The 22,452-nt window shown below is 64.0% G+C and carries 20 protein-coding genes; 8 read left to right on the top strand and 12 right to left on the bottom strand.

All coding sequences use genetic code 11. The annotated features are described in order from the left end of the window. Nucleotides 1-5: 5 nt before the first annotated feature. From EOD29_RS00930 to EOD29_RS00920, 3 genes are read right to left on the bottom strand one after another with little or no spacing between them, the layout of a single operon-like run. Nucleotides 6-2,999: a sarcosine oxidase subunit alpha gene (locus tag EOD29_RS00930; protein ID WP_127245721.1), complete on the bottom strand. Its 2,994-nt coding sequence runs from the start codon at nucleotides 2,997-2,999 to the stop codon at nucleotides 6-8. Continuing rightward, nucleotides 2,996-3,289 (bottom strand): sarcosine oxidase subunit delta, encoded by a 294-nt coding sequence (locus tag EOD29_RS00925; protein ID WP_067329272.1) that lies wholly within the window; start codon nucleotides 3,287-3,289, stop codon nucleotides 2,996-2,998. The genes EOD29_RS00930 and EOD29_RS00925 overlap by 4 nt, the downstream gene beginning before the upstream one ends. A gap of 12 nt (nucleotides 3,290-3,301) precedes the next feature. Beyond that, complete coding sequence (locus EOD29_RS00920) at nucleotides 3,302-4,561, bottom strand: sarcosine oxidase subunit beta (protein ID WP_127245720.1); 1,260 nt, start codon at nucleotides 4,559-4,561, stop codon at nucleotides 3,302-3,304. A gap of 205 nt (nucleotides 4,562-4,766) precedes the next feature. Here EOD29_RS00920 and EOD29_RS00915 point away from each other — a divergent pair, with 205 nt between their 5' ends. From EOD29_RS00915 to EOD29_RS00895, 5 genes are all read left to right on the top strand, one after another. After that, on the top strand, nucleotides 4,767-7,256 hold the full coding sequence (locus EOD29_RS00915; protein WP_127245719.1) for a mechanosensitive ion channel family protein: 2,490 nt from the start codon (nucleotides 4,767-4,769) through the stop codon (nucleotides 7,254-7,256). A 142-nt stretch (nucleotides 7,257-7,398) separates the two neighbouring features. Continuing rightward, the gene (locus tag EOD29_RS00910; RefSeq protein WP_066999629.1) at nucleotides 7,399-7,662 is read left to right on the top strand and encodes a hypothetical protein; all 264 of its coding nucleotides are present in this window, start codon (nucleotides 7,399-7,401) and stop codon (nucleotides 7,660-7,662) included. Nucleotides 7,663-8,014: 352 nt separating this feature from the next. After that, complete coding sequence (locus EOD29_RS00905) at nucleotides 8,015-10,576, top strand: FAD-dependent oxidoreductase (protein WP_127245718.1); 2,562 nt, start codon at nucleotides 8,015-8,017, stop codon at nucleotides 10,574-10,576. A gap of 92 nt (nucleotides 10,577-10,668) precedes the next feature. Then, a complete protein-coding gene (locus EOD29_RS00900) occupies nucleotides 10,669-11,517 on the top strand; it encodes a DUF1194 domain-containing protein (protein WP_127245717.1) in 849 nt (282 codons plus the stop codon). A gap of 114 nt (nucleotides 11,518-11,631) precedes the next feature. Then, a complete protein-coding gene (locus EOD29_RS00895) occupies nucleotides 11,632-11,973 on the top strand; it encodes a peptidase inhibitor family I36 protein (RefSeq protein ID WP_067000849.1) in 342 nt (113 codons plus the stop codon). 143 nt (nucleotides 11,974-12,116) lie between these two features. Here EOD29_RS00895 and EOD29_RS00885 read toward each other — a convergent pair whose 3' ends face one another. After that, the gene (locus EOD29_RS00885) at nucleotides 12,117-13,055 is read right to left on the bottom strand and encodes a GlxA family transcriptional regulator (RefSeq protein WP_348626470.1); all 939 of its coding nucleotides are present in this window, start codon (nucleotides 13,053-13,055) and stop codon (nucleotides 12,117-12,119) included. 288 nt (nucleotides 13,056-13,343) lie between these two features. Between EOD29_RS00885 and EOD29_RS35765 the strand changes: the two genes are divergently transcribed. Next, the gene (locus EOD29_RS35765) at nucleotides 13,344-13,610 is read left to right on the top strand and encodes a hypothetical protein (protein WP_164748305.1); all 267 of its coding nucleotides are present in this window, start codon (nucleotides 13,344-13,346) and stop codon (nucleotides 13,608-13,610) included. 254 nt (nucleotides 13,611-13,864) lie between these two features. On the opposite strand, the gene EOD29_RS00875 is transcribed toward EOD29_RS35765, so the two are convergent. Further along, on the bottom strand, nucleotides 13,865-14,050 hold the full coding sequence (locus EOD29_RS00875) for a hypothetical protein (RefSeq protein WP_127245716.1): 186 nt from the start codon (nucleotides 14,048-14,050) through the stop codon (nucleotides 13,865-13,867). A 220-nt stretch (nucleotides 14,051-14,270) separates the two neighbouring features. Between EOD29_RS00875 and EOD29_RS00870 the strand changes: the two genes are divergently transcribed. Further along, nucleotides 14,271-15,170, top strand: a complete 900-nt coding sequence (locus EOD29_RS00870; protein WP_066999645.1) for a LysR substrate-binding domain-containing protein — start codon at nucleotides 14,271-14,273, stop codon at nucleotides 15,168-15,170. A 1-nt stretch (nucleotide 15,171) separates the two neighbouring features. Here EOD29_RS00870 and EOD29_RS00865 read toward each other — a convergent pair whose 3' ends face one another. From EOD29_RS00865 to EOD29_RS00855, 3 genes are all read right to left on the bottom strand, one after another. Further along, the gene (locus tag EOD29_RS00865; protein WP_127245715.1) at nucleotides 15,172-16,131 is read right to left on the bottom strand and encodes an alpha/beta hydrolase; all 960 of its coding nucleotides are present in this window, start codon (nucleotides 16,129-16,131) and stop codon (nucleotides 15,172-15,174) included. Nucleotides 16,132-16,362: 231 nt separating this feature from the next. After that, nucleotides 16,363-16,548, bottom strand: a complete 186-nt coding sequence (locus tag EOD29_RS00860) for a hypothetical protein (RefSeq protein WP_067329623.1) — start codon at nucleotides 16,546-16,548, stop codon at nucleotides 16,363-16,365. 184 nt (nucleotides 16,549-16,732) lie between these two features. Next, the gene (locus EOD29_RS00855; protein ID WP_127245714.1) at nucleotides 16,733-18,802 is read right to left on the bottom strand and encodes an ASKHA domain-containing protein; all 2,070 of its coding nucleotides are present in this window, start codon (nucleotides 18,800-18,802) and stop codon (nucleotides 16,733-16,735) included. Nucleotides 18,803-18,891: 89 nt separating this feature from the next. Between EOD29_RS00855 and EOD29_RS00850 the strand changes: the two genes are divergently transcribed. Further along, on the top strand, nucleotides 18,892-19,134 hold the full coding sequence (locus tag EOD29_RS00850) for a hypothetical protein (RefSeq protein ID WP_245299687.1): 243 nt from the start codon (nucleotides 18,892-18,894) through the stop codon (nucleotides 19,132-19,134). Between the two features lie 79 nt (nucleotides 19,135-19,213). Here the strand turns inward: EOD29_RS00850 and EOD29_RS00845 are convergent, their stop codons facing one another. The 4 genes from EOD29_RS00845 to EOD29_RS00830 all read right to left on the bottom strand — a co-directional run bounded on the left by EOD29_RS00845 (nucleotide 19,214) and on the right by EOD29_RS00830 (nucleotide 22,319). Then, a complete protein-coding gene (locus EOD29_RS00845; RefSeq protein WP_095778498.1) occupies nucleotides 19,214-20,191 on the bottom strand; it encodes a methyltetrahydrofolate cobalamin methyltransferase in 978 nt (325 codons plus the stop codon). A gap of 142 nt (nucleotides 20,192-20,333) precedes the next feature. Beyond that, nucleotides 20,334-21,428, bottom strand: a complete 1,095-nt coding sequence (locus EOD29_RS00840; RefSeq protein ID WP_067329305.1) for a methylenetetrahydrofolate reductase — start codon at nucleotides 21,426-21,428, stop codon at nucleotides 20,334-20,336. Beyond that, nucleotides 21,425-22,024 (bottom strand): methylenetetrahydrofolate reductase C-terminal domain-containing protein, encoded by a 600-nt coding sequence (locus tag EOD29_RS00835; RefSeq protein ID WP_066999668.1) that lies wholly within the window; start codon nucleotides 22,022-22,024, stop codon nucleotides 21,425-21,427. Before EOD29_RS00835 ends, EOD29_RS00840 begins: the two co-directional genes overlap by 4 nt. Then, nucleotides 22,017-22,319 carry a virulence factor gene (locus tag EOD29_RS00830; RefSeq protein WP_066999671.1) on the bottom strand — a complete coding sequence of 101 codons (303 nt, stop codon included), beginning with the start codon at nucleotides 22,317-22,319 and terminating at the stop codon, nucleotides 22,017-22,019. The genes EOD29_RS00835 and EOD29_RS00830 overlap by 8 nt, the downstream gene beginning before the upstream one ends. Nucleotides 22,320-22,452 lie beyond the last annotated feature (133 nt).

Here is a 22,452-nt window from a genome sequence, read left to right as displayed (position 1 = left end):
GTCGTTCAACCATGCATGCGGCTCCCGTCCGGATCGTAGAAATGGTTGGAGACGATCTCGACCGGCCCGAACCGGTTGCGCAGCGGATCGGAGACGAAGGCGCGCGTGCCGTGGCGCGCCTTGCCGCCTTTGACAAGCGCAAGCGCTATGTATTTGCCGAGCGCCGGCGAATAGCAGCAGGCGGTGATATGGCCGATCGAATCGTGCGGGTTCGCTTCGTCGAGTTCCTCGACGATATGTCCGCCACCGTTGAGCGCGCGGTTGTCGAGAGCGATCAAGCCGACAAGTTCCAGCCGGTCCGGGGCGATCAGGCCTTCGCGATCCATCATGGCGGAACCGATGAAGGGCTTCTTCTTCGACAGCATCCAGTCGAGATGCAGGTCGCGCGCCGTGGTGCGGCCGTCGATCTCCGCGCCGGTGACGTGGCCCTTCTCGATGCGCATGGTGCCAAGCGCCTCGAGCCCGTAGGCGACCAGGCCGAAAGGCTTGCCGGCCTCGATGAGAGCCTCCCAAACGCGCGTTCCATAGCCGGCGCCGGAATAGACCTCGAAAGCCATCTCGCCGGAGAAGGAGAGGCGGCAGATCATCACCGGCACGCCGGCGATCTCACCGTGCACAATGCCCATGAAGGGAAGCGCGGCGTTGTCGACGGCCGTGCCCTTCACGCAGGCAGCGAGGATCGCCCTGGCTTTCGGTCCGCCGATCGCGGCCCCCGCCCACTCGTCGGTGACGGAGGTGACGGTGACCTTCAGTTCCGGCCAGATCACGTCGAGGAAATACTCCAGATGCTGCATCACCTTGCCGGCATTGGCGGTGGTGGTGGTCATCAGGAAATCCTGTTCGCCAAGCCGCCATGTGGTGCCGTCGTCGAAGGCAAGCCCATCCTCGCGCAGCATCAGACCGTAGCGGGCCTTGCCGACCGCGAGGGTGGAAAACATGTTCGTGTAAACACGGTCGAGGAATTCCGCCGCATCCGGGCCCTGAACGGCGATCTTCCCAAGCGTCGAGACATCGACGATGCCGGCGCTCTCACGCGTTGCCGCGGCCTCGCGGACATAGGCCTGCTCGACCGTCTCGCCGGCGAGACCGTAGATCATCGGGCGGTACCAGAGACCGGCCGCATACATGGTCGCGCCGTTGTCGATGTGCCAGTCGTGCATCGGCGTCAGCCGCTCGGGCTTCAGGTCGCCGAAGCGCTCGGCCGCCAGCGAGCCGATCGACACGGCCGTGTAGGGCGGCCGGAACCGCGTCGTACCGACTTCGGGGATCGGCTTGCCCAGCGCCTCGGCCATGATGGCGAGGCCCGGCACGTTGGAGTTTTTGCCCTGGTCGGTCGCCATGCCGAGCGTGGTGTAGCGCTTCAGATGCTCGACCGAGACGAAGCCCTCGCGGTGCGCGAGCCGCACATCCTCGGCGGTCACGTCGTGCTGGAAATCGACGAAGCTTTTGCCCTTCGCCTTGATCTCGAAGACCGGTGCCGGATCCGGTTCACCGGGGACGGCCTCCACGACGAGTAGCGGAGCGGAGGACGCGCTTCCGCCGGCGGCCTGAAGGCCAGCCGCGCGGCCTTCGGCAATGGCTTCCGCGGTCGTGAAACTGCCGGTGAAGGCGCCGGCGCCGATCCAGCGCTGCGTCGGCTGCGGCGGCAGGAAGGCCTGCCTGGCAGGGTTCCATATGGCCCTGGCTCCAGCCTGGCTGGCGAGATGGATCGTCGGTGACCAGCCACCCGACATCAACAGGCAGTCGGCATGGATGCTGCGCTCATCGCCGCTCAGCGCGCCGTTCATCAATTCGAAGCGCCGCACCTTGAGACCGGTGAGCGCCTTGCCGCCTTCGGTCGCAACCACGGCATGGCCGGCAAGCAGCTCTGCTTCGGCCTGGCTCGCCAGCCTGCTCATCTCGTTCGACACGTCGCTGCGGACATCGACGATGGCGACGACGGCGGCCCCGGCCTTCTTCAGTGCAACGGCGGAACGATAGGCGCTGTCATTGTTGGTGAACAGTGCGATGCGTTCACCGGGCAGGACGCCATATTCATTGGCGTAGCGTTCGGCCGCATGCGCCAGCATGACGCCCGGACGATCGTTGCCGGGGAATACCAGCGGACGCTCGAAGGAGCCGGTGGCGAGAACCACCGTTTTGGCGCGGATCGCCCAGTAGCGCTGGCGCGGCTCGCCCTTGGCCGGAACTTCCTTGTGGTCCGTCACCCGTTCGAGCGCGGCCAGCGTGTTGCCGTCGTAATAGCCCCACACCGTCGTGCGCGGCAGAAGGCGGACATTGTCATTGCCTTCGAGCTGGCCGACGATGCGCGCCGCCCAGTCGGCTGCCGACGCCCCGTCGATGGTTTCGCCCGACCAGTTGGCGGAGCCGCCGAACTTTGCTTCGAGCTCGGCCAGGATCACGCGGGCGCCCTGGTCGGCCGCGGCCTTCGCCGCCATCAGCCCGGCCGGGCCGGAACCGACGACCAGCACGTCGCAGAAGGCGTTCATGCGCTCGTAGCGCGAGGTATCGGGCGCGGTGCCGGCTCTGCCGAGGCCGGCGGCGCGGCGGATGAAATGCTCGCAGAACATCCAGAAGCGCGTGCCTTTCAACGGGCCGATCACCGGTCCCATGAAGGTCTTGTAATAGAAGCCGGCCGACAGGAGCTTGCCGCCGAGCTGGTTGAGCGCGCCGATATCCCAGGCGAGCGAGGGGGAGCGGTTCTGGCTGACCGCGACGAGCCCGTCATAGATCTCGACCATGGTGGCGGGAATGTTGGGCTCGCGCACCTCGCCGCGCAGCACCGTCACCAGAGCGTTCGGTTCCTCGACGCCGGCGGCGAGCAGGCCGCGCGGGCGATGGTATTTGAACGAACGGCCGAACAGCGTCACGCCGTTGGCGAGCAGCGCCGAAGCCAGCGTGTCGCCGGCGTGTCCGGTATAGCGCGCGCCGTCGAAGGTGAAGCGGATGGTGCGCAGCCGGTCGATGCGGCCGCCGGTTTCTGTGCGGCGAGGGCTCACTGGTGGCCTCCCGCTTTGTGGCCCGCGGACTTGTGTCCGCCACGGGCAAAGGCAGTGCTCAAGATTTCATGGGTTAAGGTGTTTCGCACCACCCGCAGATGCGCGCGGCAGCCGCCGGAATGCTGCCAGATCTCATTGTGGTCGCCGGCCGGGTTCAGCCGGTCGTAGACATAGGCATTCCAGGCGTCGAGATCCTGCGAGGCAGGCTGCGGCCGCTCGCGGTTGCCGTCGCCCTGGTAGGTGAACTCAATGACATCGCGCGGGCCGCAATAGGGACAAGTGATCAGCATATGATTCGAAACCTAATGCAGCCGCGGCGTCGCGCCCTGGCCTTTGTCGTCGATGATGAAGCCGCGATCGAAACGGTCGAGCGTGAAGGGCGCGTTGAACTCGTGCGGCTCGTCCTTGGCGATGGTCCAGGCAAAGCACCATCCTGAGGCTGGCGTTGCCTTGAAGCCGCCATAACACCAGCCGCAATTGAGATACATGCCGGGCAGCGGGCCGGTGGTGATGATCGGCGAACCGTCCATCGTCATGTCACAAAGCCCGCCCCAGGAGCGCAGCATGCGCACCCGCGCCAGGCCCGGGAAGAGTGCCAGCATCTCGCTCATCACCTCGTCGACGACGGGCAGGCTGCCGCGCTGGGCATAGCTGTTGTAGCCGTCGAGGTCCCCGCCATAGACGAGGCCGCCCTTGTCGGATTGCGAGATGTAGAAGTGGCCCATGCCGAAGGTGAGAACGGTGCCGATGATCGGCTTCAGCGATTCCGAGACGAAGGCCTGCAGAACGTGGCTTTCGATCGGCATATGCGAAATGCCGGCAAGCTGCATGACTTGGCCGGTGCTGCCGGCCACCGCAAGCGCCACCTTCTTGGCGCGGATATCGCCGCGCGTCGTCGTCACACCGGTGATGCGGTCGCCGTCGCGCAGGAAGCCGGTTACCTCGCAATTCTCGATGATGTCGACGCCGCGCCGGTCGGCGCCGCGCGCATAGCCCCAGGCGACGGCGTCGTGGCGCGCGGTTCCGGCACGCGGCTGCATCAGCCCGCCAAGGATTGGAAATCGCGCCGAGCCCGAAACGTCCAGGGCCGGAACAAGCCGATTGATCTCATTGACGCTCATCAGCTCGGCGTCGACGCCGAGATGGCGCATGGCATTGCCGCGCCTTGCATAGTCGTCGAGCTGAGCCGGTGTGTGCGCGAGGTTCAGGCAGCCCCGCTGGGAGAACATGACGTTGTAGTTGAGGTCATGCGACAGGTTCTCCCACAGCTTCATCGAATGCTCGTAGAAGCGGGTGTTCTGCGGCAAAAGATAGTTGGAGCGCACTGCCGTGGTGTTGCGGCCGACATTGCCCGAGCCCAGCCAGCCTTTTTCCAGCACCGCGACATTGGTGATGCCGTGCTCCTTGGCGAGGTAATAGGCGGTCGAGAGCCCATGGCCGCCGCCGCCGATGACGATCACATCATAGGACGCCTTGGGGTCCGGCTTGCGCCAGGCCGGTTTCCAGTCCTGGTTGCCGTTGAGCGCGTTCTTGAGCAGCGAAAAGGCTGAGTATTCCGCCATTCTTCCTGTCGTCCTTTTGGTGCGAGCCGGCAGACTATAGAGCAGGCGAGAAGCGCAAAGCCAAGATTGCGCCATCGCTTTTCGACAGGCCGACTTCGATCCGCGCCGAGGCCCGCGGATGGAGACGTCTTGCCGCCTGATAGGCCGGTCTTTATCAAGGGCAGGATTTTCGAAGATTTTTCGGCCGTGAGTCGCCCGTCACGTCATGATTTTCCGACTGCTCCGCCTGATCCTGATCGCCATTGTCGCCGTCGCGGCGCAGCCCTCGCCCAGCGCGATGGCGCAGGCGATCGGCCAGGGCTCCACGCAGCTCATCGCCGACCAGACCAAGGCCATCCAGGATCTGACGGCCAAGACCGACGGACTGGAGAAGAAGTTAAGCGCCCCAGACCAGGACGATGCCGGCCTTGTCGATATCCGCTTGCAGCTCGAGGATATTTCACGGGCAGCGCTGAACAGCGCGCTCGCGTTCCGATCACGCCTCAACGACATCAATGCGCGCATCCAGGTATTGGGGCCGCCGCCGGCCCAGGGGCAGCCGCCGGAGCCGGCGATCGTCGCCAACGAGCGCGCGGCGCTTACGGCCGAGAAGGCCGAGATCAACGCCGTGGTCGCCGGCGCGCAAAACCTGTCCATCCGCATCAGCGGGCTGGTCGACAGGATCGCCACGCTACGCAGTCAGCTTTTCCGCAGCGTTCTGACGAAACGCTACGAGTTGAGCGATGCGCTGAGCCCGCAGGCCTTTTCCGACGCGCACGACCAGTTCACCGGCCTCTACAAGGCGGTGGCGTCCTGGCTCACCTTCGCATTGAAGTTCAAGTTCCAGGCGATGCTTGCGGCGACGCTGATGGCGCTGGCGCTGGCGGCCGTGCTGCTGATCGGGGGCAGGCGTCTCTTCGGCCGCATCTTCGAGGCCGATGCTTCGGTCGAAGAGCCGTCGTACCTGAGCCGGCTTTCGGTGGCGTTCTGGTCGACGCTGCTGCCGACCGTGGCGCTCGGCGCGTTCCTCGCCTCGACCGTGTTCTTCTTCAACTATTACAACGTCCTGCGCGGCGACATCGGCGAATTCCTCAACGCGCTGCTCTCGGTCGTCGCGGTGGCGTTCTGCGTCAACCGGCTGACCAATGCCGCCCTAGAGCCGCGGCTGCCGAACTGGCGGCTTATTCCAGTCGCAACCGGACGGGCGCGTTGGCTGGTGCGGCTGGCCACCGCCATGGCCGTGGTCCTCGGCTTCAACTACTTCCTGTCCGTCGTCAACGAGAAGATGGGCTCGCCGCTGTCGCTGACGATCGCCAGGAGCTTCGTTGCCACCGTCATCGTGGGCGTCATCCTGATCCTGATGGGTGTGCTGAAGCCTTTCAGGGCGAAGGACGGCTCGTGGCGTCCGTGGCCGGCTTGGCTTCGCTTCATTGCCATCGGGCTCGGCGTCTCCACAATCGCCGCGGCACTGCTCGGCTATATCGGTCTTGCGCTTTTCGTCTCTATTCAGGTCGTCGTCACCGGCACCACGCTGATCACCGCCTATATCGGCTTCCTGTCGGCGCGGGCGATCGGCGAGGAGGGCGGCTTCGCCGACACTTCGGTCGGGCGCTGGCTGTCAGCCAATTCCAGCTATGAGGACACCGCGCTCGACCAGCTCGGCCTGGTGGTCAGCATCGCCATCAACCTGATGATCGTGCTGGTGTTCCTGCCGCTGATCCTCTTGATGTGGGGCTTCCAGCCCGGCGATATCGAAACCTGGGCCTTTAAGCTCGCAACGGGCGTGACCATCGGGTCGGTGACCATCTCGGTGCTCGGCATCCTCACCGGCATCGTCGTCTTCGCCATCGGCTATTTTCTCACGCGCTGGTTTCAGGGCTGGCTCGACGGCTCGGTCATGGCGCGCGGCAAGGTCGACACCGGCGTGCGCAATTCGATCCGGCTGGCGGTTGGCTATGCCGGCGTCGCGCTTGCAGCGCTGGTCGGCATATCGGCGGCGGGCATCGATCTTTCCAATCTGGCGCTGGTCGCCGGCGCACTTTCGCTGGGTATCGGCTTCGGCTTGCAGAACGTCGTCTCGAACTTCGTCTCCGGGCTGATCCTGCTTGCCGAGCGACCGTTCAAGGTCGGGGACTGGATCGTCGCCGGCGACATCAGCGGCACGGTCAGAAAGATAAGCGTGCGCGCCACCGAGATCGAGACGTTCCAGCGCCAGTCGGTGATCCTGCCGAACTCGAACCTCATCAACAATGCGGTCGGCAACTGGACGCACCGCAACAAGCTTGGCCGCGTCGACATCAAGGTGGGCGTCGCCTATGGCAGCGACGTCAAGCGCGTCTACGCCATCCTGCTCGGCATTGCCCGCGCCCATCCGATGGTGCTCAAGAACCCCGAGCCCTTCGTGCTGTTTGCCAATTTCGGCCCGGCTGCACTGGAATTCGAGATCCGCGTGTTCGTCGCCGACGTGTTGAACGGCAGCATCGTCCAGAACGACATCCGATTCGCGATCTTCGACATCTTCGAAGACGAGCACATCGAGATCCCGTCGGCGCCCCGCGCCGTGGTCGAGAGCAAGAAGCATGAGCCATGGCCGATCGACGACGACAAGATCGAGGCCGAATTCGCCGAACGCGAGCGGCTGGAAGCGGAGGCCGCGGCCGAGCAGGCGCGTCTGGCTAAAACCAAGAGAAGAGGCCGCAAGCCCGACCCCGACTAGCTTTGGCGGCCGCCGAAGCCGATTGTGGCATGAATGCGGCATTCAGTTGCGGTTCACGTTACATCTCATATAAGCTCTCACGCAAAGGGCGAGAATGCCTTGCGAAATTGAACAGAGGCGGTGTGGAAACACCGGAATTGCAATGTGGAAGTCTGTCGTTGCCGCCGTCGCTTTCCTGGCCCTTAGCGGTTCGGCTTTTGCCGCCAGCGCGGTCAACAAGGACGCCCAGACGCGGACGTTGATCGTGACCGAAGGCGGCGGCAAGACCGAGCTGGCGCTGGCCGCCGGCGAGACTGTGGAGTTCTGCCCGAATGGCTGCTTCGTCACCCTGCCCAATGGTGATCTCGAAGCGCTGACCGGTTCGGAAACGGTCGAGATCTCCGGCGGCGTTGCGCGGATCAAGTAAGAACTCCTTGAATATGATCGGCACGGCCGGGCGTTTGTCCGGCCTTTTATCATTTCCGGACGCGTTACCGCCCCGGCATGATCAAGATCGAGGTCGGAGCGCTCGCCCGCGGCCGAGATCGGCCAGCTCGTGGTCAAGCTTTAAGACCGCCGGCTACCAGGTCGGCCTCCAGGCCGAGGACCATCTGGGCTTTCGCCGAGCGAAATCGCATCCCGAGCCGAGCCGGCGCGCCGGGTCGCGCGGCATCCGCGACGTGTCGCAAACAGGCGGTAGCTCAATCCGCGTCCTCTGCATATTCTGGCAATTCGAACGGGCGCCGGCGCGCCCGCTTTAGCACTTTGGAGTCGCGGGCATGGCAGAGTTTCCGAAAAAGGCGAAGGTCGTCATCGTCGGTCTTGGCGGTATTGTCGGCGCGTCGGTCGCCCATCACCTGATCGAGCGCGGTTGGGACGACATCGTGGGCATCGACAAGTCGGGCATCCCGACCGATATCGGCTCGACCGCGCATGCCTCGGACTTCTGCTACACGACCAGCCACGATTTTCTCTCCTGCTGGACGACGCTCTATTCCATCGATTTCTACGAGAAGATGGGGCATTACGCGCGCATCGGCGGCCTCGAAGTCGCGCGCGTCGGCGACGATGGCCGCATGGACGAGATCAAGCGCAAGATTGCTTCCGCCAAGGCATTCGGCACCCGCGCGCGCCTGATCGAGCCGGCCGAGATCAAGCAGAAGTTCCCGCTGATCGAGGAGCATCTTGTGCAGGGCGGGTTGTGGGACCCCGACGCCGGTCTCGTCATCCCGCGCTCGCAGACGGTGGCCGGCAAGCTCGTCGACCAGGGTGTCGCTTCCGGCAAACTCCAGGCTTTCGCCAACACCTCGGCCAAGGACCTGATCGTCGAGAACGGCCGCATCAAGGGCGTCGTGACCGAGCGCGGCACGATCGAAGCCGATTATGTGGTCGTCTGCACCGGCATTTGGGGCCGGCTGACCGCGGCACTGGTCGGCGAAGACCTGCCGGTCATGCCGATCGACCACCCGCTGACCTTCTTCGGCCCGTATAACGAGTTCGCCGGCACCGGCAAGGAGATCGGCTGGCCGCTGCTGCGCGACCAGGGCAACTCGGCCTATATGCGCGACACCGGGGATCCCAAGACCGCGGAGGGCGGGCAGATCGAATGGGGCTATTACGAGGAGACCAATCCGCGCCTTTGCCATCCGCGCGACCTGCTGGAAAAAGACCAGGCGCGGCTCTCGCCCTCGCAGCGCGACCTCGACATGGAGCAGATCATGGCGCCGCTGGAGCGCGCCATGGAACTGACGCCGATCCTCGGCGAGCTCGGCTACAATGAAGGCCATTCCTTCAACGGGCTGCTGCAGGTGACGACCGATGGCGGGCCTTCGATGGGCGAAAGCCAGAAGGTCAGGGGCCTCTGGTACGCCGTCGCCATCTGGGTCAAGGACGGCCCGGGTATGGGCAAGCTGATCGCCGACTGGATGACCGACGGCCGCACCGCGATCGATCATCACGCCATCGACTATGCGCGCTTCTACCCGCACCAGACGAAGGAAGAGTTCATCTGGGATCGCTGCACCGAGACGGCGATGAAGGTCTACAATCCGGCGGTGCATCCGCGCGAGCCGTTCTCCAAGGGCCGCAACATCCGCCGCTCGCCGTTCTGGGAGCGCGAGAAGGAACTCGGCGGCTACTTCATGGAGCTAGGCGGCTGGGAGCGCGCCCATGGCTATGCCGCCAACGAGCATCTCCTGGAAAAATACGCCAACCGCGTCCCGGTGCGCGAGAATGAGTGGGACAACCGCCATTTCTGGCGCGTCTCCAATGCCGAGCATCTGGCGATGAGCGAGGATTGCGGCATCGTCAACCTCTCGCATTTTTCGATGTACGACGTGGAGGGGCCGGATCATGTCGCGCTGCTGGAATGGCTGTGCGCGGCCAAGATCGGCGGCGACAACAATATCGGCAAGGGCATCTACACCCACTTCCTCGACGAGGAGGGCATGGTGCGCGCCGACTTCACCGTGATCCGCATGGCCGATCGCTGCCGCGTCATCGACGGCGCCGACGCCGGGCCGCGCGACTTCCGCTACATGCAGCGCACCGCGCAGGACAAAGGTTTCGATGTCACTGTCACCGACGTCACCGAAAAATACGTCACCATCGGCATCTGGGGACCGAATGCGCGCACGACGCTGCAGAAGGTGGTCGAGGACCCGAACGGGCTGACGCCGGACAATTTCCCGTTCGCGGCGATCAAGCCGATCAGGATCGGCGGAAAGGACGTCACGGCCTTCCGCATCTCCTATGTCGGCGAGCAGGGCTGGGAACTGCATATGCGCTATGAGGACGGGCTCGCCGTCTGGGACGCGCTGCGCTCGACCGGTGTGATGCCGTTCGGCGTCGAGACCTACGCCAACACGCGCCGCATGGAGAAGAGCCTGCGGCTGCAGAACGCCGACCTCTTGACCGAATACAATCTGCTCGAGGCAGATCTTGCCCGCCCGAAGGTCAAGGAGAACGACTTCTGCGGCAAGGCCAAGCACCTGGAATATCGCGCCCGCGAGCATCAGCCGGCTATGCTCTGCACGCTGGTGATGACCGAGAACACCGATTCCAAGGGCGTCGCGCGCTATCCGGTCGGCATCATGCCGGTGCAGGATCCCGCGACCGGCGAGACGCTGGTCGACGAGCTCGGCCGGCGCTCCTTCACCACGTCGGTCGCCTACGGCCCGACCATCGGCAAGAACATCGCGCTCGCCTATCTGCCCTGGGCCTGCTGCCAGGAAGGTCGCAAGCTGCAGGTGGAGTATTTCGGCGAGACCTATCCGGTCGAGGTGGCCGGCGTCGGCTACAAGCCGCTTTACGACCCGGAGAATCTCAAGCCGCGCAGCTAAGCGAGCGCGCGTTCGTCCGGATTGGTGGAAGGCCCGGTCGACGCCGGGCCTTTTTGCTTTGTTCATGCGCGATTATCGCTTACCGTTGCGTCATGTCCGCTTTGGGCCGAACAAGGCATTGGCTTTCCGGCGCCGCCGCGCTGGCGCTGCTCCTCGGCCCGCCCACGCGATCGAGTGCGATAGAGCCGGTAGATGTCGAGCTGGTGCTCGCAGTCGATGTTTCGCTCTCCATGTCGCCGGCCGAACTCGAGATCCAGCGCCGTGGCTATGCGGCGGCACTGACGGATGACAACGTGCTCAAGGCCATCGCCGACGGCGTCCACGGCAAGATCGCGGTCACCTATGTCGAGTGGGCCGGCACCAGATGGCAGCGGGTCGTCGTACCGTGGACAGCGATTGCCAATCGCGCCGACGCCGAACGGATCGTTGCGCAGATGAACGCACGTCCGCCGGACAGCGCGCGACGTACTTCGATCTCCGGCGCGCTGGCCTTCGGCAGCGACCTTTTCGCCGAAAGCGGCTTTCAGGGGACCAAGCGCGTCATCGACGTTTCGGGCGACGGACCCAACAACCAGGGCGCGCCGGTCGACATCACGCGCGACGAGGTGGTGAGGCAGGGCATCACCATCAACGGACTGCCGCTGATGACAAGGGGCGGGTACGGCGGCGCCTTCGACGTCGGCAATCTCGACCGCTACTACAGCGACTGCGTGATCGGCGGGCCGGGCGCCTTCATGATCCCGGTCAACGACTGGACGCAATTCCCGGAAGCGATCCGTCGCAAGCTGGTGCTCGAGCTCGCCGGCCCGGCCTCGCGGCAATGGGCGGCAGAAGAGGCGGCTCACCCGCCGGTCGTGCTTGCCGACGACAGGCCGGCCGCCGATTGCCTGGCCGGTGAGAAGATGTGGCGCAACCGCGGCTGGATGATGGATAGCCGGTGACGGTCGGCAAGCTCCGCCGGAGCGGGGTTCGGACTTGCTTCCTCGTGTAGCACAATGGCAAAATGTGATCGGGCCCGCGCCATCGCGCAACGCGATGAAATGAGGAAATATTGCATGAAACGTTTGGTCATCCTGGCGGCGCTTGCGTCGACAATATTTGCCGGAAGCGCCAGCGCCCAATTTTACGGCGAGGCCGCCTGCGTGCTGTTCGAGAATGCGAACTTCCGCGGGCGCTCGCTTGCAATGGGTCCTGACGACGCCGTCAATTTCCGGGGCGGCTTCTGGAACGACCGCGTTTCCTCGGTGCTGGTGCGGCGGGGCTGCACGCTTGTCGCCTATGAGAATGCAGGAAGGCGCGGCCGCTCGATCGAGCTCAATCGCAGGGTCCGCGATTTCGGAGGTTCCGGCTGGAACGACCGCATCTCGTCCGCGGAGTGCTATTGCGACCGATATTGAGGTCGTCAAACCGGCGAGCGGTCATAACGCAACGCTCAAAAACAGCCCGGAATTCTCGGCGCTGAAGGCGCAGTTGACCGAAGACATCCGCATTGAGGCGATACGGACCGCACAGCCGCCGTAGGTTTTCGTAGCCTTGTCGCTTAGGCGGCCAGCAACTGCTTGCGGTCGACGCGCTCCTGCTGCGGCGAGCGGGCATAGAGCTCGCGGTAGCATTTGGAGAAGTGCGAGGCCGAGACGAAACCGCAGGCGACAGCCACTTCCACCACGGGCAGCGACGACTGGATGAGCAAATGCCTGGCGCGGTCGAGCCGGATCTCGAGATAATAGCGGGCAGGCGAGCGGCCCATCTCGGTGCGGAAGAGGCGCTCGATCTGCCGGCGCGACAGATCGACATGGTCGGCGATCTCGATCAGCGACAGCGGCTCGGAGAGGTTCGCCTCCATCAATTCAATGATGGTCAGCACCTTGGAATTCTGCACACCGAGACGGGCGCGCAGCGGCAGGCGCTGGCGATCCGTCGGGCTGCGCACGCGGTCGGTCAGCACTTGCTCGCAGACGCGGTTGACGAGGCTTTCGTCGAAGTCGTCGCCGATCAGCTTCAGCATCATGTCGAGCGCCGCGGTGCCGCCTGCGCAGGTGTAGACATTCTGGTCGATCTCGAAGAGGTCGGCGAAGACGTTGGCCTTGGGAAAGGCCTCCGAGAAGCCCGGCAGGTTTTCCCAATGGATGGCGCAGCGCTTGTTGGAGAGCAGGCCCGCGGCCGCCAGGATGTGCGCGCCGGTGCACAGGCCGCCCACGGCGACGCCGCGGTTGTATTCCTCGCGCAGCCAGGCGAAGGCCGACTTGTTATGATAGCGCTCGACATTCATGCCGCTGCAAACGATCGCCATGTTCGGGCGGTCCGGCCCGGCCATCTTCCTGCGCTCTTCCTCGAGCGAGGTGTTGACGGCGCATTCGACGCCGTTCGACGCGCGCACGGGCTTGCCGTCGATACTGGCCAGGCGCCAGCTGTAGGCCTCGTAGCCGAGCATCCGGTTGGCCGAGCGGAGCGGGTCGAGCGCCGTTGCGAAGGCGATCATGGTGAAGTCGGGGATGAGGAAGAACACAAACGATCTCTTGATCGGGTGCTTGACGGCATTCACGGGAAACCTCACGCGGCCATGACGCGAACAGAATGTCGCTAATAGCATAGCGACATCAGGAAAAATCATTCCTGTCAATCGGCTAGACGGCTAAGCGACGATTAAATTTGCGACACGGGTCGCAAACGGGCAATCGTCGATGGCGCGAGACTGAAGGTTGGCACTTCAGGTTCCAACGAATGCGCCGTCAGAAGAAAAACGCCGCCACGGCGGAGCCGGGCGACGTTGAATTTCATTCAGCGCGACGGCAACCAGGTGCCGTTCGAAACTGCTGTCTCAGGCAACGAAGCCGAGGCGAGCGGCAGCCATGGCGCCGGTCTGGCCGGGCATGGTCTTGGCAAGACGCTGACGCTCAAGAGCGGTCGTCAGGTTCATTTCGCGACGGGGGAACAGGCGGGCAAACAGCTTCATCATCATCTCCATTTGGTTGCTCAGACGGGTCGCCTTCGCTTGATGGAGTGGGGCAGCTCGTTTTTGCTGGCGGTGATATAGGCCTGCTCCAGCCAAAACTAAATCGCAAAAACGAAGCGCTTGTTATGAAAAGCGACATCCCATGCGACTTTTTTGAGCTCTGCGCTCGAAATTTACTATTAGTTACAGCGGTTTAATTCGAAACGGACGTCGCTATGCGAGTGCTTCATATGCGTCATGCGACGGCCGCATGGCTGGAAAAGTCATTTGAGTACAAACAAAAGGGCCTGCCGGTCTGACACGCGGCAGGCCCTTAGCACGTGATGCACACTTATTTACTTGGCTCCGGCCCAGGTTCCCACGCCGTGGCGCAATCCAGTCTTGACATCGGCGGCTTCCGGCCAGCCGATATCCTTCTGCAGTTCGATCGGCAGCGCATGGATTGCGCGTTCGGTCTGGTAGCGAGCGCGGGCGGCACTGAATTCGGTCGCGAGCCGACCGATAGACGACAGGATAGACATTTTCTTTCTCCTCGATTCGGGCAGGGAGGCGCCCGGCAATGGGTTACGTCAGGTCTGTTTCAGCTTCATTTCATGTCGAGTGCAGGCCTGTATCATGGTCGTTCGATGGCTGCTTTTGGCAGCATCCTGCATCGATCGAGTTGACTATGCGCTCGAAGTGATGTTCAATCAAACGAAATGGAATGATCATTTGCATCAGAAAAATTGAAGGCAAGCTCCGATGAACGCCCCACTCAACCATCCTTTGCCGCTGCTCGATCTCGACGTGCTGCGCACCTTCGTGGCGATCGCCGAGACCGGCAGCTTCACCACCGCCGCGAATGCGGTCTTCCGCACCCCCTCGGCCGTCTCCATGCAGATCAAGAAGCTCGAAGACATTCTCGGCCGTTCCGTCTTCGCGCGCGACGCGCGCTCGGTGACGCTGACCACGGACGGCGAGATGCTTCTCGGCTATGCCCGGCGGCTTTTGTCGATCAACCGCGAAGTGGTGTCGAAGTTCATCATTCCCGACATTGTCGGTGTGGTCAGGCTTGGCTCCCCGGACGACTATGGCGAGCGCGTGCTGCCCCACGTGTTGAAGCGCTTCGCGCAATCGCATCCGTCGATCGCCGTCGACGTCACCATCGACCAGAGCGTCAATCTGCGCCGCCGCATGGACGACCGTGCACTCGACATCACGTTGCTCACCAATTCCTACAAGACCAGCGCGGTCGGCGCCGAGGTGCTGCTAACCGAGCCGATCGTCTGGGCCGGCGCCAAGGGCGGCTGCGCGCATCTGCGCGAACCGCTGCCGGTTTCGCTTTGGGAAGAAGGCTGCGCCTGGCGGGCCGGCGCCCTGGAAGCGCTCGGCCGGGAAGGCCGCAACTACCGCATCGCCTATATGAGCGCTCATACCGCCGGCCAGCGCGCCGCCATCATGGCCGACCTTGCCGTCGCGCCGCTGCCGAAGTCCTTCCTCGGCGACGAGATGGTTTCGCTGGGCGCGAAGGACGGCATGCCCGATATCGGCACCTACAATCTCGCCATGGTGGTGGCACCCGATGCCAGCGCGCCGGTGAAGGCGGTTGCCGACCACATCCGCGCGACCTTCGAACTGTTCCGGGAAACCGGCAAGTTCTGAGCTATTCGGCCGCCGGCGCAGGTCGCGCCGCATAAGTGGTTCGGCGTGATGCATGGGCTCGCTGCGGTAGGATATCGGCTGTGAGGAAGTCGACGATGCTGTCACGTGCGCGCCGCGCTTCCGGCATATCGATCAGCGGCCAGACGTGGAACATGCCTTCCTCGTAGACGACCTCGACCTCGATTCCTGCGGCGCGCGCCCGTTCGGCGAAGATCAGATTGTCGGGGCTGAGCAGGTCGCGCGAGCCGGTGAGCAGCAGCGTCTTCGGCAGCACCGAGAGATCGCCGTAGAGCGGGCTGATGTGCCAGTCGGAGCGGTCGATGCCGGCGCTGTAGAGCCGGATCGCCTCGAGCCCGCCGGGGATGCCCAGCCAGGGGTCGTTGCGTTCGGCTTCGAACACTTCCGGATTGGACAAGGACATATCGAGGCCGGGCGAGATCAGCACGTGGCGCGCCGGCGAGGGCAGGCCTTCCTCGGCGGCCATCATGGTGAGCACGACTGCCATGTTGCCGCCGGCGGAATCGCCCATGAAGACGATGTTCTCGGCATTGGTCTCTTGCAGCATGCGCCGGTATACGTCGCCGACCATGCCGAACATGTCATGGAAATTGTACTCCGGCGCGATCGGATAGATCGGCACGGTGATGCCGAAGCCCAGCCGCTCCGCCATCTCGGCAATCAGCACCCAGTGATAGGACGTGATCTGAAAGACGAAGGCGCCGCCATGCAAATAGAGGATACGCCGGCGCTCGCCCGATTTCGGTGCGATCTCATAGACGGGGAAACCATCGACGCTGGTCTCGGCGATATCCAGCCGCGCCTTCAGAAGAGCCGGCGGATGATAGTCTTCGGTCTTGCGGGCGTAGGCGATCCAGCGCTGCAGATTCTCGGGACTGGAAAAGGCCTTCTTGCGGCTGTGCCTGAGAATGAACGAAACGACGTGGCTTTTCAAACTGGGCATACGGAACACGGATCGGTCGAGCCGACTAAGAGAAATTCCCCCTGCTATGCGAAGATTGTAGTTAGGTTGAAAATGTCAAGGTTCGCAGCGGGCACATCGGCGTGATGCGACGGCGGTCGCGTCAACGGCGCCCTGGCAGCAGCGCGGCGCGCAACTTGTTGTCGCCGATCGCCGAGGCCGCTTGCCGGCCTCGGCGCTTGCCGAGCAGCTTACATTTGTCGGCGAAGGTCATCAGCGGGCGGTTCCCAGGAGCAGCGCGTGCAGGGCTGCCTGCGGGTCGCTCGGCGGCGAAGCCGGCCAGCCGATATCCTTCTGGACATGCACGGGCAGGTCGTTGAGCGCGCGGATCGCCTTGCTCCGGGCATGAGCCTGCCTGATGGTCACGCCGAAGCGGCCGAGGTTATCGAACATCGACATAGTGGGTTCCTCCGGAAGGTCGCGCCAGCTCGAAGACATTTCGCGCCAGCCTTCGATGGCGGGCTAAATGCGCCCGGCATGTTTCCGGCGGATTTCACGAAAACAGCGTTCCGGTTTCCGGATCGATGGATCCGGAAACATTTGCATGCATACGAACTAAAGAGAGGCGTCGGGCGAAGGGGACCTATTCGCGCCCACGCCGCGCCGCCCGTTCTTCGCGCGAGCGCCGGCGCGGGGTGGCGTCGCCTGCGGCGCCGTCCTCGCCGACCGTCTTGCGCGGCGGCAGCTTCACTGCGGCCGCGAGCTTCGGGAAAGGGTCGACCTTGTTCGGCAGCGCCATGGCGTAGACGAAGTGCTCCTGGAATTTTGGCTCCAGAGCGGTTTCGATCTTTTCGATCCTGCTCACCGTCTCCTCGATCTCACGGCGGTAGCCGCGATTGAGGAGCGCCATGCGCGCGCCGGCGCCGGCGGCGTTGCCGACGGCCGAGACCTTGTCGAGATCGCAATCGGGAATGAGCCCCAGCACCATGGCGTATTTCGGGTCGATGAAAGAACCGAAGGCACCGGCGAAATGGATGCGGTCGACATGGTCGGTGTGCTGCTTTTCCATCAATAGCTTGGTGCCGGCGTAGAGCGCCGCCTTGGCGAGCTGGATGGCGCGCACGTCGTTCTGGGTGATGGTGATCTTCGGCTCGCCGTCCTTCAGCACATAGGAGAAGGTGCGGCCGTTGGCGACGATGCGCGGCGAGCGCGCGCCAAGCGATCCGTCGACGACGCCGTCCTCGGAGATGATACCGGCGAGATACATCTCGGCCACCACTTCGATGATGCCGGAGCCGCAAATGCCGGTGACGCCGGTCGCCTGCACGCTTTCGGCAAAGCCCGGCTGATCCGACCAGAGTTCCGAACCGATGACCCGGTAGCGCGGCTCAAGCGTGTCTGGATCGATGCGCACGCGCTCGATGGCGCCGGGCGCCGCGCGCTGGCCGCCGGAAATCTCGGCGCCCTCGAAGGCCGGGCCGGTGGGAGAGGAGGCCGCAACGACGCGCGTGCTGTTGCCGAGCACGATCTCGGCATTGGTGCCAACGTCGACGATCAGCATCATCTCGTCCTGGCGGTGCGGACCCTCGGAGAGCGTGACCGCGGCTGCGTCGGCGCCGACATGGCCGGCGATACAAGGGAGCATATAAAGGCGCGCGCCCTGGTTCAGTTTCAAGCCGAGATCGGAGGCCTTGATGCGCACGGCGCCGGAAATGGCGAGCGCGAACGGCGCGCCGCCGAGCTCGGTCGGATCGATGCCGAGAAACAGATGATGCATGATCGGATTGCCGACGAACACCGCGTCGAGGATGTCGTTGCGCTGGACATTGCCTTCCGCACAGACCTTGTCGACCAGTCCGGAAACGGCCTCGCGCACGGCGACCGTCATGCCCTCGCGGCCGTCCGGGTTCATCATCACGTAGGAGACGCGGCTCATCAGATCCTCGCCGAAGCGGATCTGCGGATTGGAGGTGCCGGAAGAGGCGGCGACGCGGCCCGACAGCAGCGACACGAGATGCATGGCAATGGTCGTCGAGCCGATGTCGCAGGCGAGCCCGTAGGCCTCGTTCTTCAGGCCCGGCCACAGCGCGATGACGCGCGCGATGTCGCTGTCCGCATCCTTGTGGATGGCGGCGGTGGCGGTCCAATTGCCCTTGCGCAGAATGCCCTGCACCTGCGGCATGAGATAGAAGTCGAACTCGACATTCTTGAACCCCCAGTCCTTCATCAAGGCTATCTTGAGTCGGTCGAGGTCGCCGAGCGGCTTGTGCATGTCGGGCTCTTCAATCTCGACATAGCACATGCGGATTGCCGTATCGCGAGCGATCACCCTGGTGTCGGCTGCCTTGCGGATGGTCTGGGCGTTGATGACCGTGTCCTGCGGCACGTCAATGACGAGGTCGCCGAGTATCTGCGCCGAGCAGGAGAGGCGGCGGCGCTCGGGCAGGCCGCGCACGCGCTCGTAGCGCTCTTCCTTGGCGCCCTTGGGCGAGATGTGGTCGTTGGCAGAGACGATCTTGTGCTTGGCGAAATTGCCTTCCTGCACCTCGATCTGGCAGCGCCCGCAAGTGGCGCGGCCGCCGCACACACTCTCGACATAGACGCCGAGCTGGCGCGCGGCGTCCAGCACCGGCGTGCCAACGGGAAACCGCCCGCGCTTGCCTGACGGCATGAACAGCACAAGCGGATCGGTGATGTTGGGCGGGGGATTCATGCTGGCACGCGTCTCGATGGCAATTGCCGATACCGTTTAACGGATCGTTTTACTGTTGGGTGGAGTGTACGTTGGTCCAGGGGCCAAACATGTCGGATATTCTGCTGCCCGCCATCTTCACCGCTTTCACCATGGTGCGCGTGCTCAAAGGCCCATGGCTGCGCAATCCGCAATATCTGGCCTCCGGAATTCTCGGCGCGATCGTCGGAGCGCTCCTGCTGCACGCATTCTGGCCCGCCTACGACGATGATGTCATCGTCGGCGGCGGCACAGGCATCTTCGGATCCTGGGCTGGAATGGCGTTGTTCGACGCCATATTGGGCGTCGCCTGACCGCAAAGCAGACTTCTCCGACCGCATCGACGATGCGACCGGATCAGGGCTGTTTGCAATGCGGCTCACGATTGCGCGCTTACCCCCTGGCCATGCGGGCTTCACGACCGCCGCGGCGACGCCCGCCGGCAGCGGCGGCGCCATCGCCAGGGGCGGTGACCGCGACCGGAGCCGCGACCGCATGGCCGCCTTCGGCCGGCTTGTAGTCCTTGTAGGTGCGGATCCAGTTGGTGCAGTTCTCGTCGGTGCCGTTGAGCACGTTGGCGCCGCGCACGGCCTCCATCTCCTGCGGGCGGACCGGATTCATGATGGCGCTCGTCATGCCGGCGCCGATCACCATCGGGATGAAGGCGGCGTTGATGCCGTGGCGATGCGGCAGGCCGAACGAGATGTTGGAAAGGCCGCAAGTGGTGTTGACCTTGAGTTCCTCGCGCAGACGGCGCAGCAGTGCGAACACCTGGCGGCCGGCATCGCCCAGCGCGCCGATCGGCATCACCAGCGGATCGACGACGACGTCATGCGCGGGAATGCCGTGATCGGCGCAGCGCTCGACGATCTTCTTGGCGACCGCGAAGCGGACGTCCGGATCCATCGAGATGCCGGTCTCGTCATTTGAGATGGCGACGACCGGAACGTTGTATTTCTTGACCAGCGGCAGGATGGCTTCAAGCTTCTCTTCCTCGCCGGTGACGGAGTTGACCAGCGGGCGCCCCTTGGCGACCTTCAGCGCCGCCTCGATCGCGGCGGTCACCGAAGAGTCGATCGACAGCGGCAGATCGACCAAGTTCTGCACGATCTCCAGCGTCTGCACCAAAAGCGCCGGCTCGGTCGCATTGGGGTCGACGGCGGTGACGCCGGCATTGACGTCGAGCATGGTGGCGCCGCAGGCGGCCTGTTCCAGCGCATCCTTGATGACGGTCTCGAAGTTGCCGGCCACCATCTCGGCGGCCAGCTTCTTGCGGCCGGTCGGGTTGATGCGCTCGCCGATCACGCAGAAGGGCTGATCGAAGCCGATGACGATTTCTCGGGTCGCCGAGGCGACGATGGTGCGGGTCATGCAATCTCTCCGTCGGGATATAAAGAGTTCTTTATATCGTTATCTGGTCTTGTTCAAGCGGACGGGTGCCGGCCGCGCCTTGGACTTTAAGTTCATGTATGTCGGTGTCCCAAAACCGGTTCCCACTTTTGGGCGACATACATCAATGCGCGGTCTTCACCATGTCGACCTGGGTTTCGGTAATCTCGTCGTGCAGTATGTGGTCGAGCCGCTCGGCGACGATCTGGTCGTCGCGGCGGATCTCCCGTTTCCAGGGTTGGCGGCCTTTCAGCACGCCGGATTCATCGACGATCTCGGCGACATACTCTTCCTGGCGGTAGGCCATCACATGGACGCCGGCGACGCCCGGAATTTCCTTCACCTCGTTGATGATGTCGATGCAGAGCTGTTTGCCTTCCTTCTTCTGGTCCTGCGCGCCCTCGAGCCGCTTGATCACCGCATCGGGGATATGGATGCCCGGCACGTTGGAGCGGATCCATTTGGCGGTCTTGGCAGAGGCGAGCGGCCCGACGCCGCACAGAATGAAGACTTTTTCGGCGTGGCCGAGGTCGCGCGCCTTTTGCATGAAGGTTCGGAACATCGGCACATCGAAGCAATATTGCGTCTGCACGAATTGCGCGCCGGCGGCGATCTTCTTGCCGAGATGGATGGGACGGAAATCGTAAGGCGGCGCGAAGGGGTTTACGGCAGCACCGAGGAAGACCTGCGGCGGCGTCGTCAGCTTGCGGCCGGACAGGAACTTGCCGTTGTCGCGCATGATGCGGATAGTTTCGAGCAGCGACATGGAATCGAGGTCGAAGACCGGCTTGGCGCCCGGCTGATCGCCGGCCTGCACGCCGTCGCCGGTGAGGCAGAGCATGTTGGCGACGCCCATTGCCGCGCCGCCCAAAACGTCGCCCTGAATGGCGATGCGGTTCTTGTCGCGGCAGGCGATCTGCATGATCGGCGCGTAGCCCATACGGGTCAAAAGCGCGCAGATGCCGACCGACGACATGTGGCAGTTGGCGCCGGAGGCGTCGACCGCGTTGATGGCGTCGACCCAACCGTCGAAGATCTTGGCGCGGTTGTAGACGTCTTCAGGGTCGGCGCTGTCGGGCGGGTTGAGCTCGGTCGTCACCGCGAACTCGCCGCGGCGCAGCACGCGCTCCAGCCGGCCGCGCGACGAATGGCCGGGCAGGGGATCGAGCGGCAGGTGAACGCCGGCCGGGTTCTCGTCGCGCTGGTGGCGGATGCTCATGCTGAAGCTCCGGGGTTTTGCGGGTTCTGGGCGGCTTCACGCGCCGCGGCCGCCTGTGCGGTCACCCTGAGCCAGGCCGAGGTTTCGCGCAGCGACTGATCGACCGGCTTCTGCACGGTGAGGATTTTGTCGCCATGCTTCATGTTGCGGGAGCCTTCCCAGGCCTTGACCCAGACGCAGGGCATGTCCGGCTCGACCTCGCAATTGCCGTTGGCGCGCACGCCGCCGCAGGGGCCGTTGCGCAGCTGCTTCGGGCAGTTCATCGGGCACGACATGCCGGTGGAGGAGAGCACGCACTGGCCGCACATGCGGCAGTCGAACATGAAGCCCTTGACGCGTTTCTCGACGAATTTCACCGGCGCTTCGACGCGGCCGTAGCCGATGCCCTTCCACAAAGGATGCAAGAGCAGGAAGACATCGGCGAACCTGCCATAAAACCATTCGAGCAGTCGCGAATGGCGGATGGACCACAACCTCACGGCAAAAGTGCGCTGAACGCGGCGTTGCGGCGACACGTCCGCAGGCTTGTAGTCGGACTTCGGCGCCGCCTTCTTGACCAGGGTCGCCTGGGTGACCGCCGGCTGCTTCTCAGACATTTTCTTTCCCGCCAGCCTTGACCAGAGCGACCAGCCGCTCGCGGTCATATTTCGTATCGAGTTCCTGGTAGGCCTTCTCGACCTCGGCTTCGATGTCGTCGCCGACCGGAACCGGATCGGCCTTACGCCATTCGGCGAGGTAATCGTCGGTGCCGCCGGCGCCCGTGCGCATGGCGCACATGTCGATCGCCTCGGTGAAGCGCAGCGGCAGCTCGCGCTTGGCGTTCTGCCGGCCTTTCTTGACGATGACCTGCGCAGGGATATCGCGCCAATAGACGACGATCAGATCGGCCATGAATTCTCAACTCCTCGATGTTGGGAGCATTGCCGCATGCGCCCTTGTGCCGCTTGTTATGGGACGACGCGCGCGCCTTCAAAAGCGACGCTGGCGATGACGCAAAGCGAGTGCTGAATTTCCGACGCCGGCA

This window comes from Mesorhizobium sp. M1A.T.Ca.IN.004.03.1.1 (genome assembly GCF_003997555.1).
Classification (GTDB): Bacteria; Pseudomonadota; Alphaproteobacteria; order Rhizobiales; family Rhizobiaceae; genus Mesorhizobium.
Note: the sequence above shows the minus strand (reverse complement) of the source record. Positions and strands in the feature narration are given on the sequence as shown.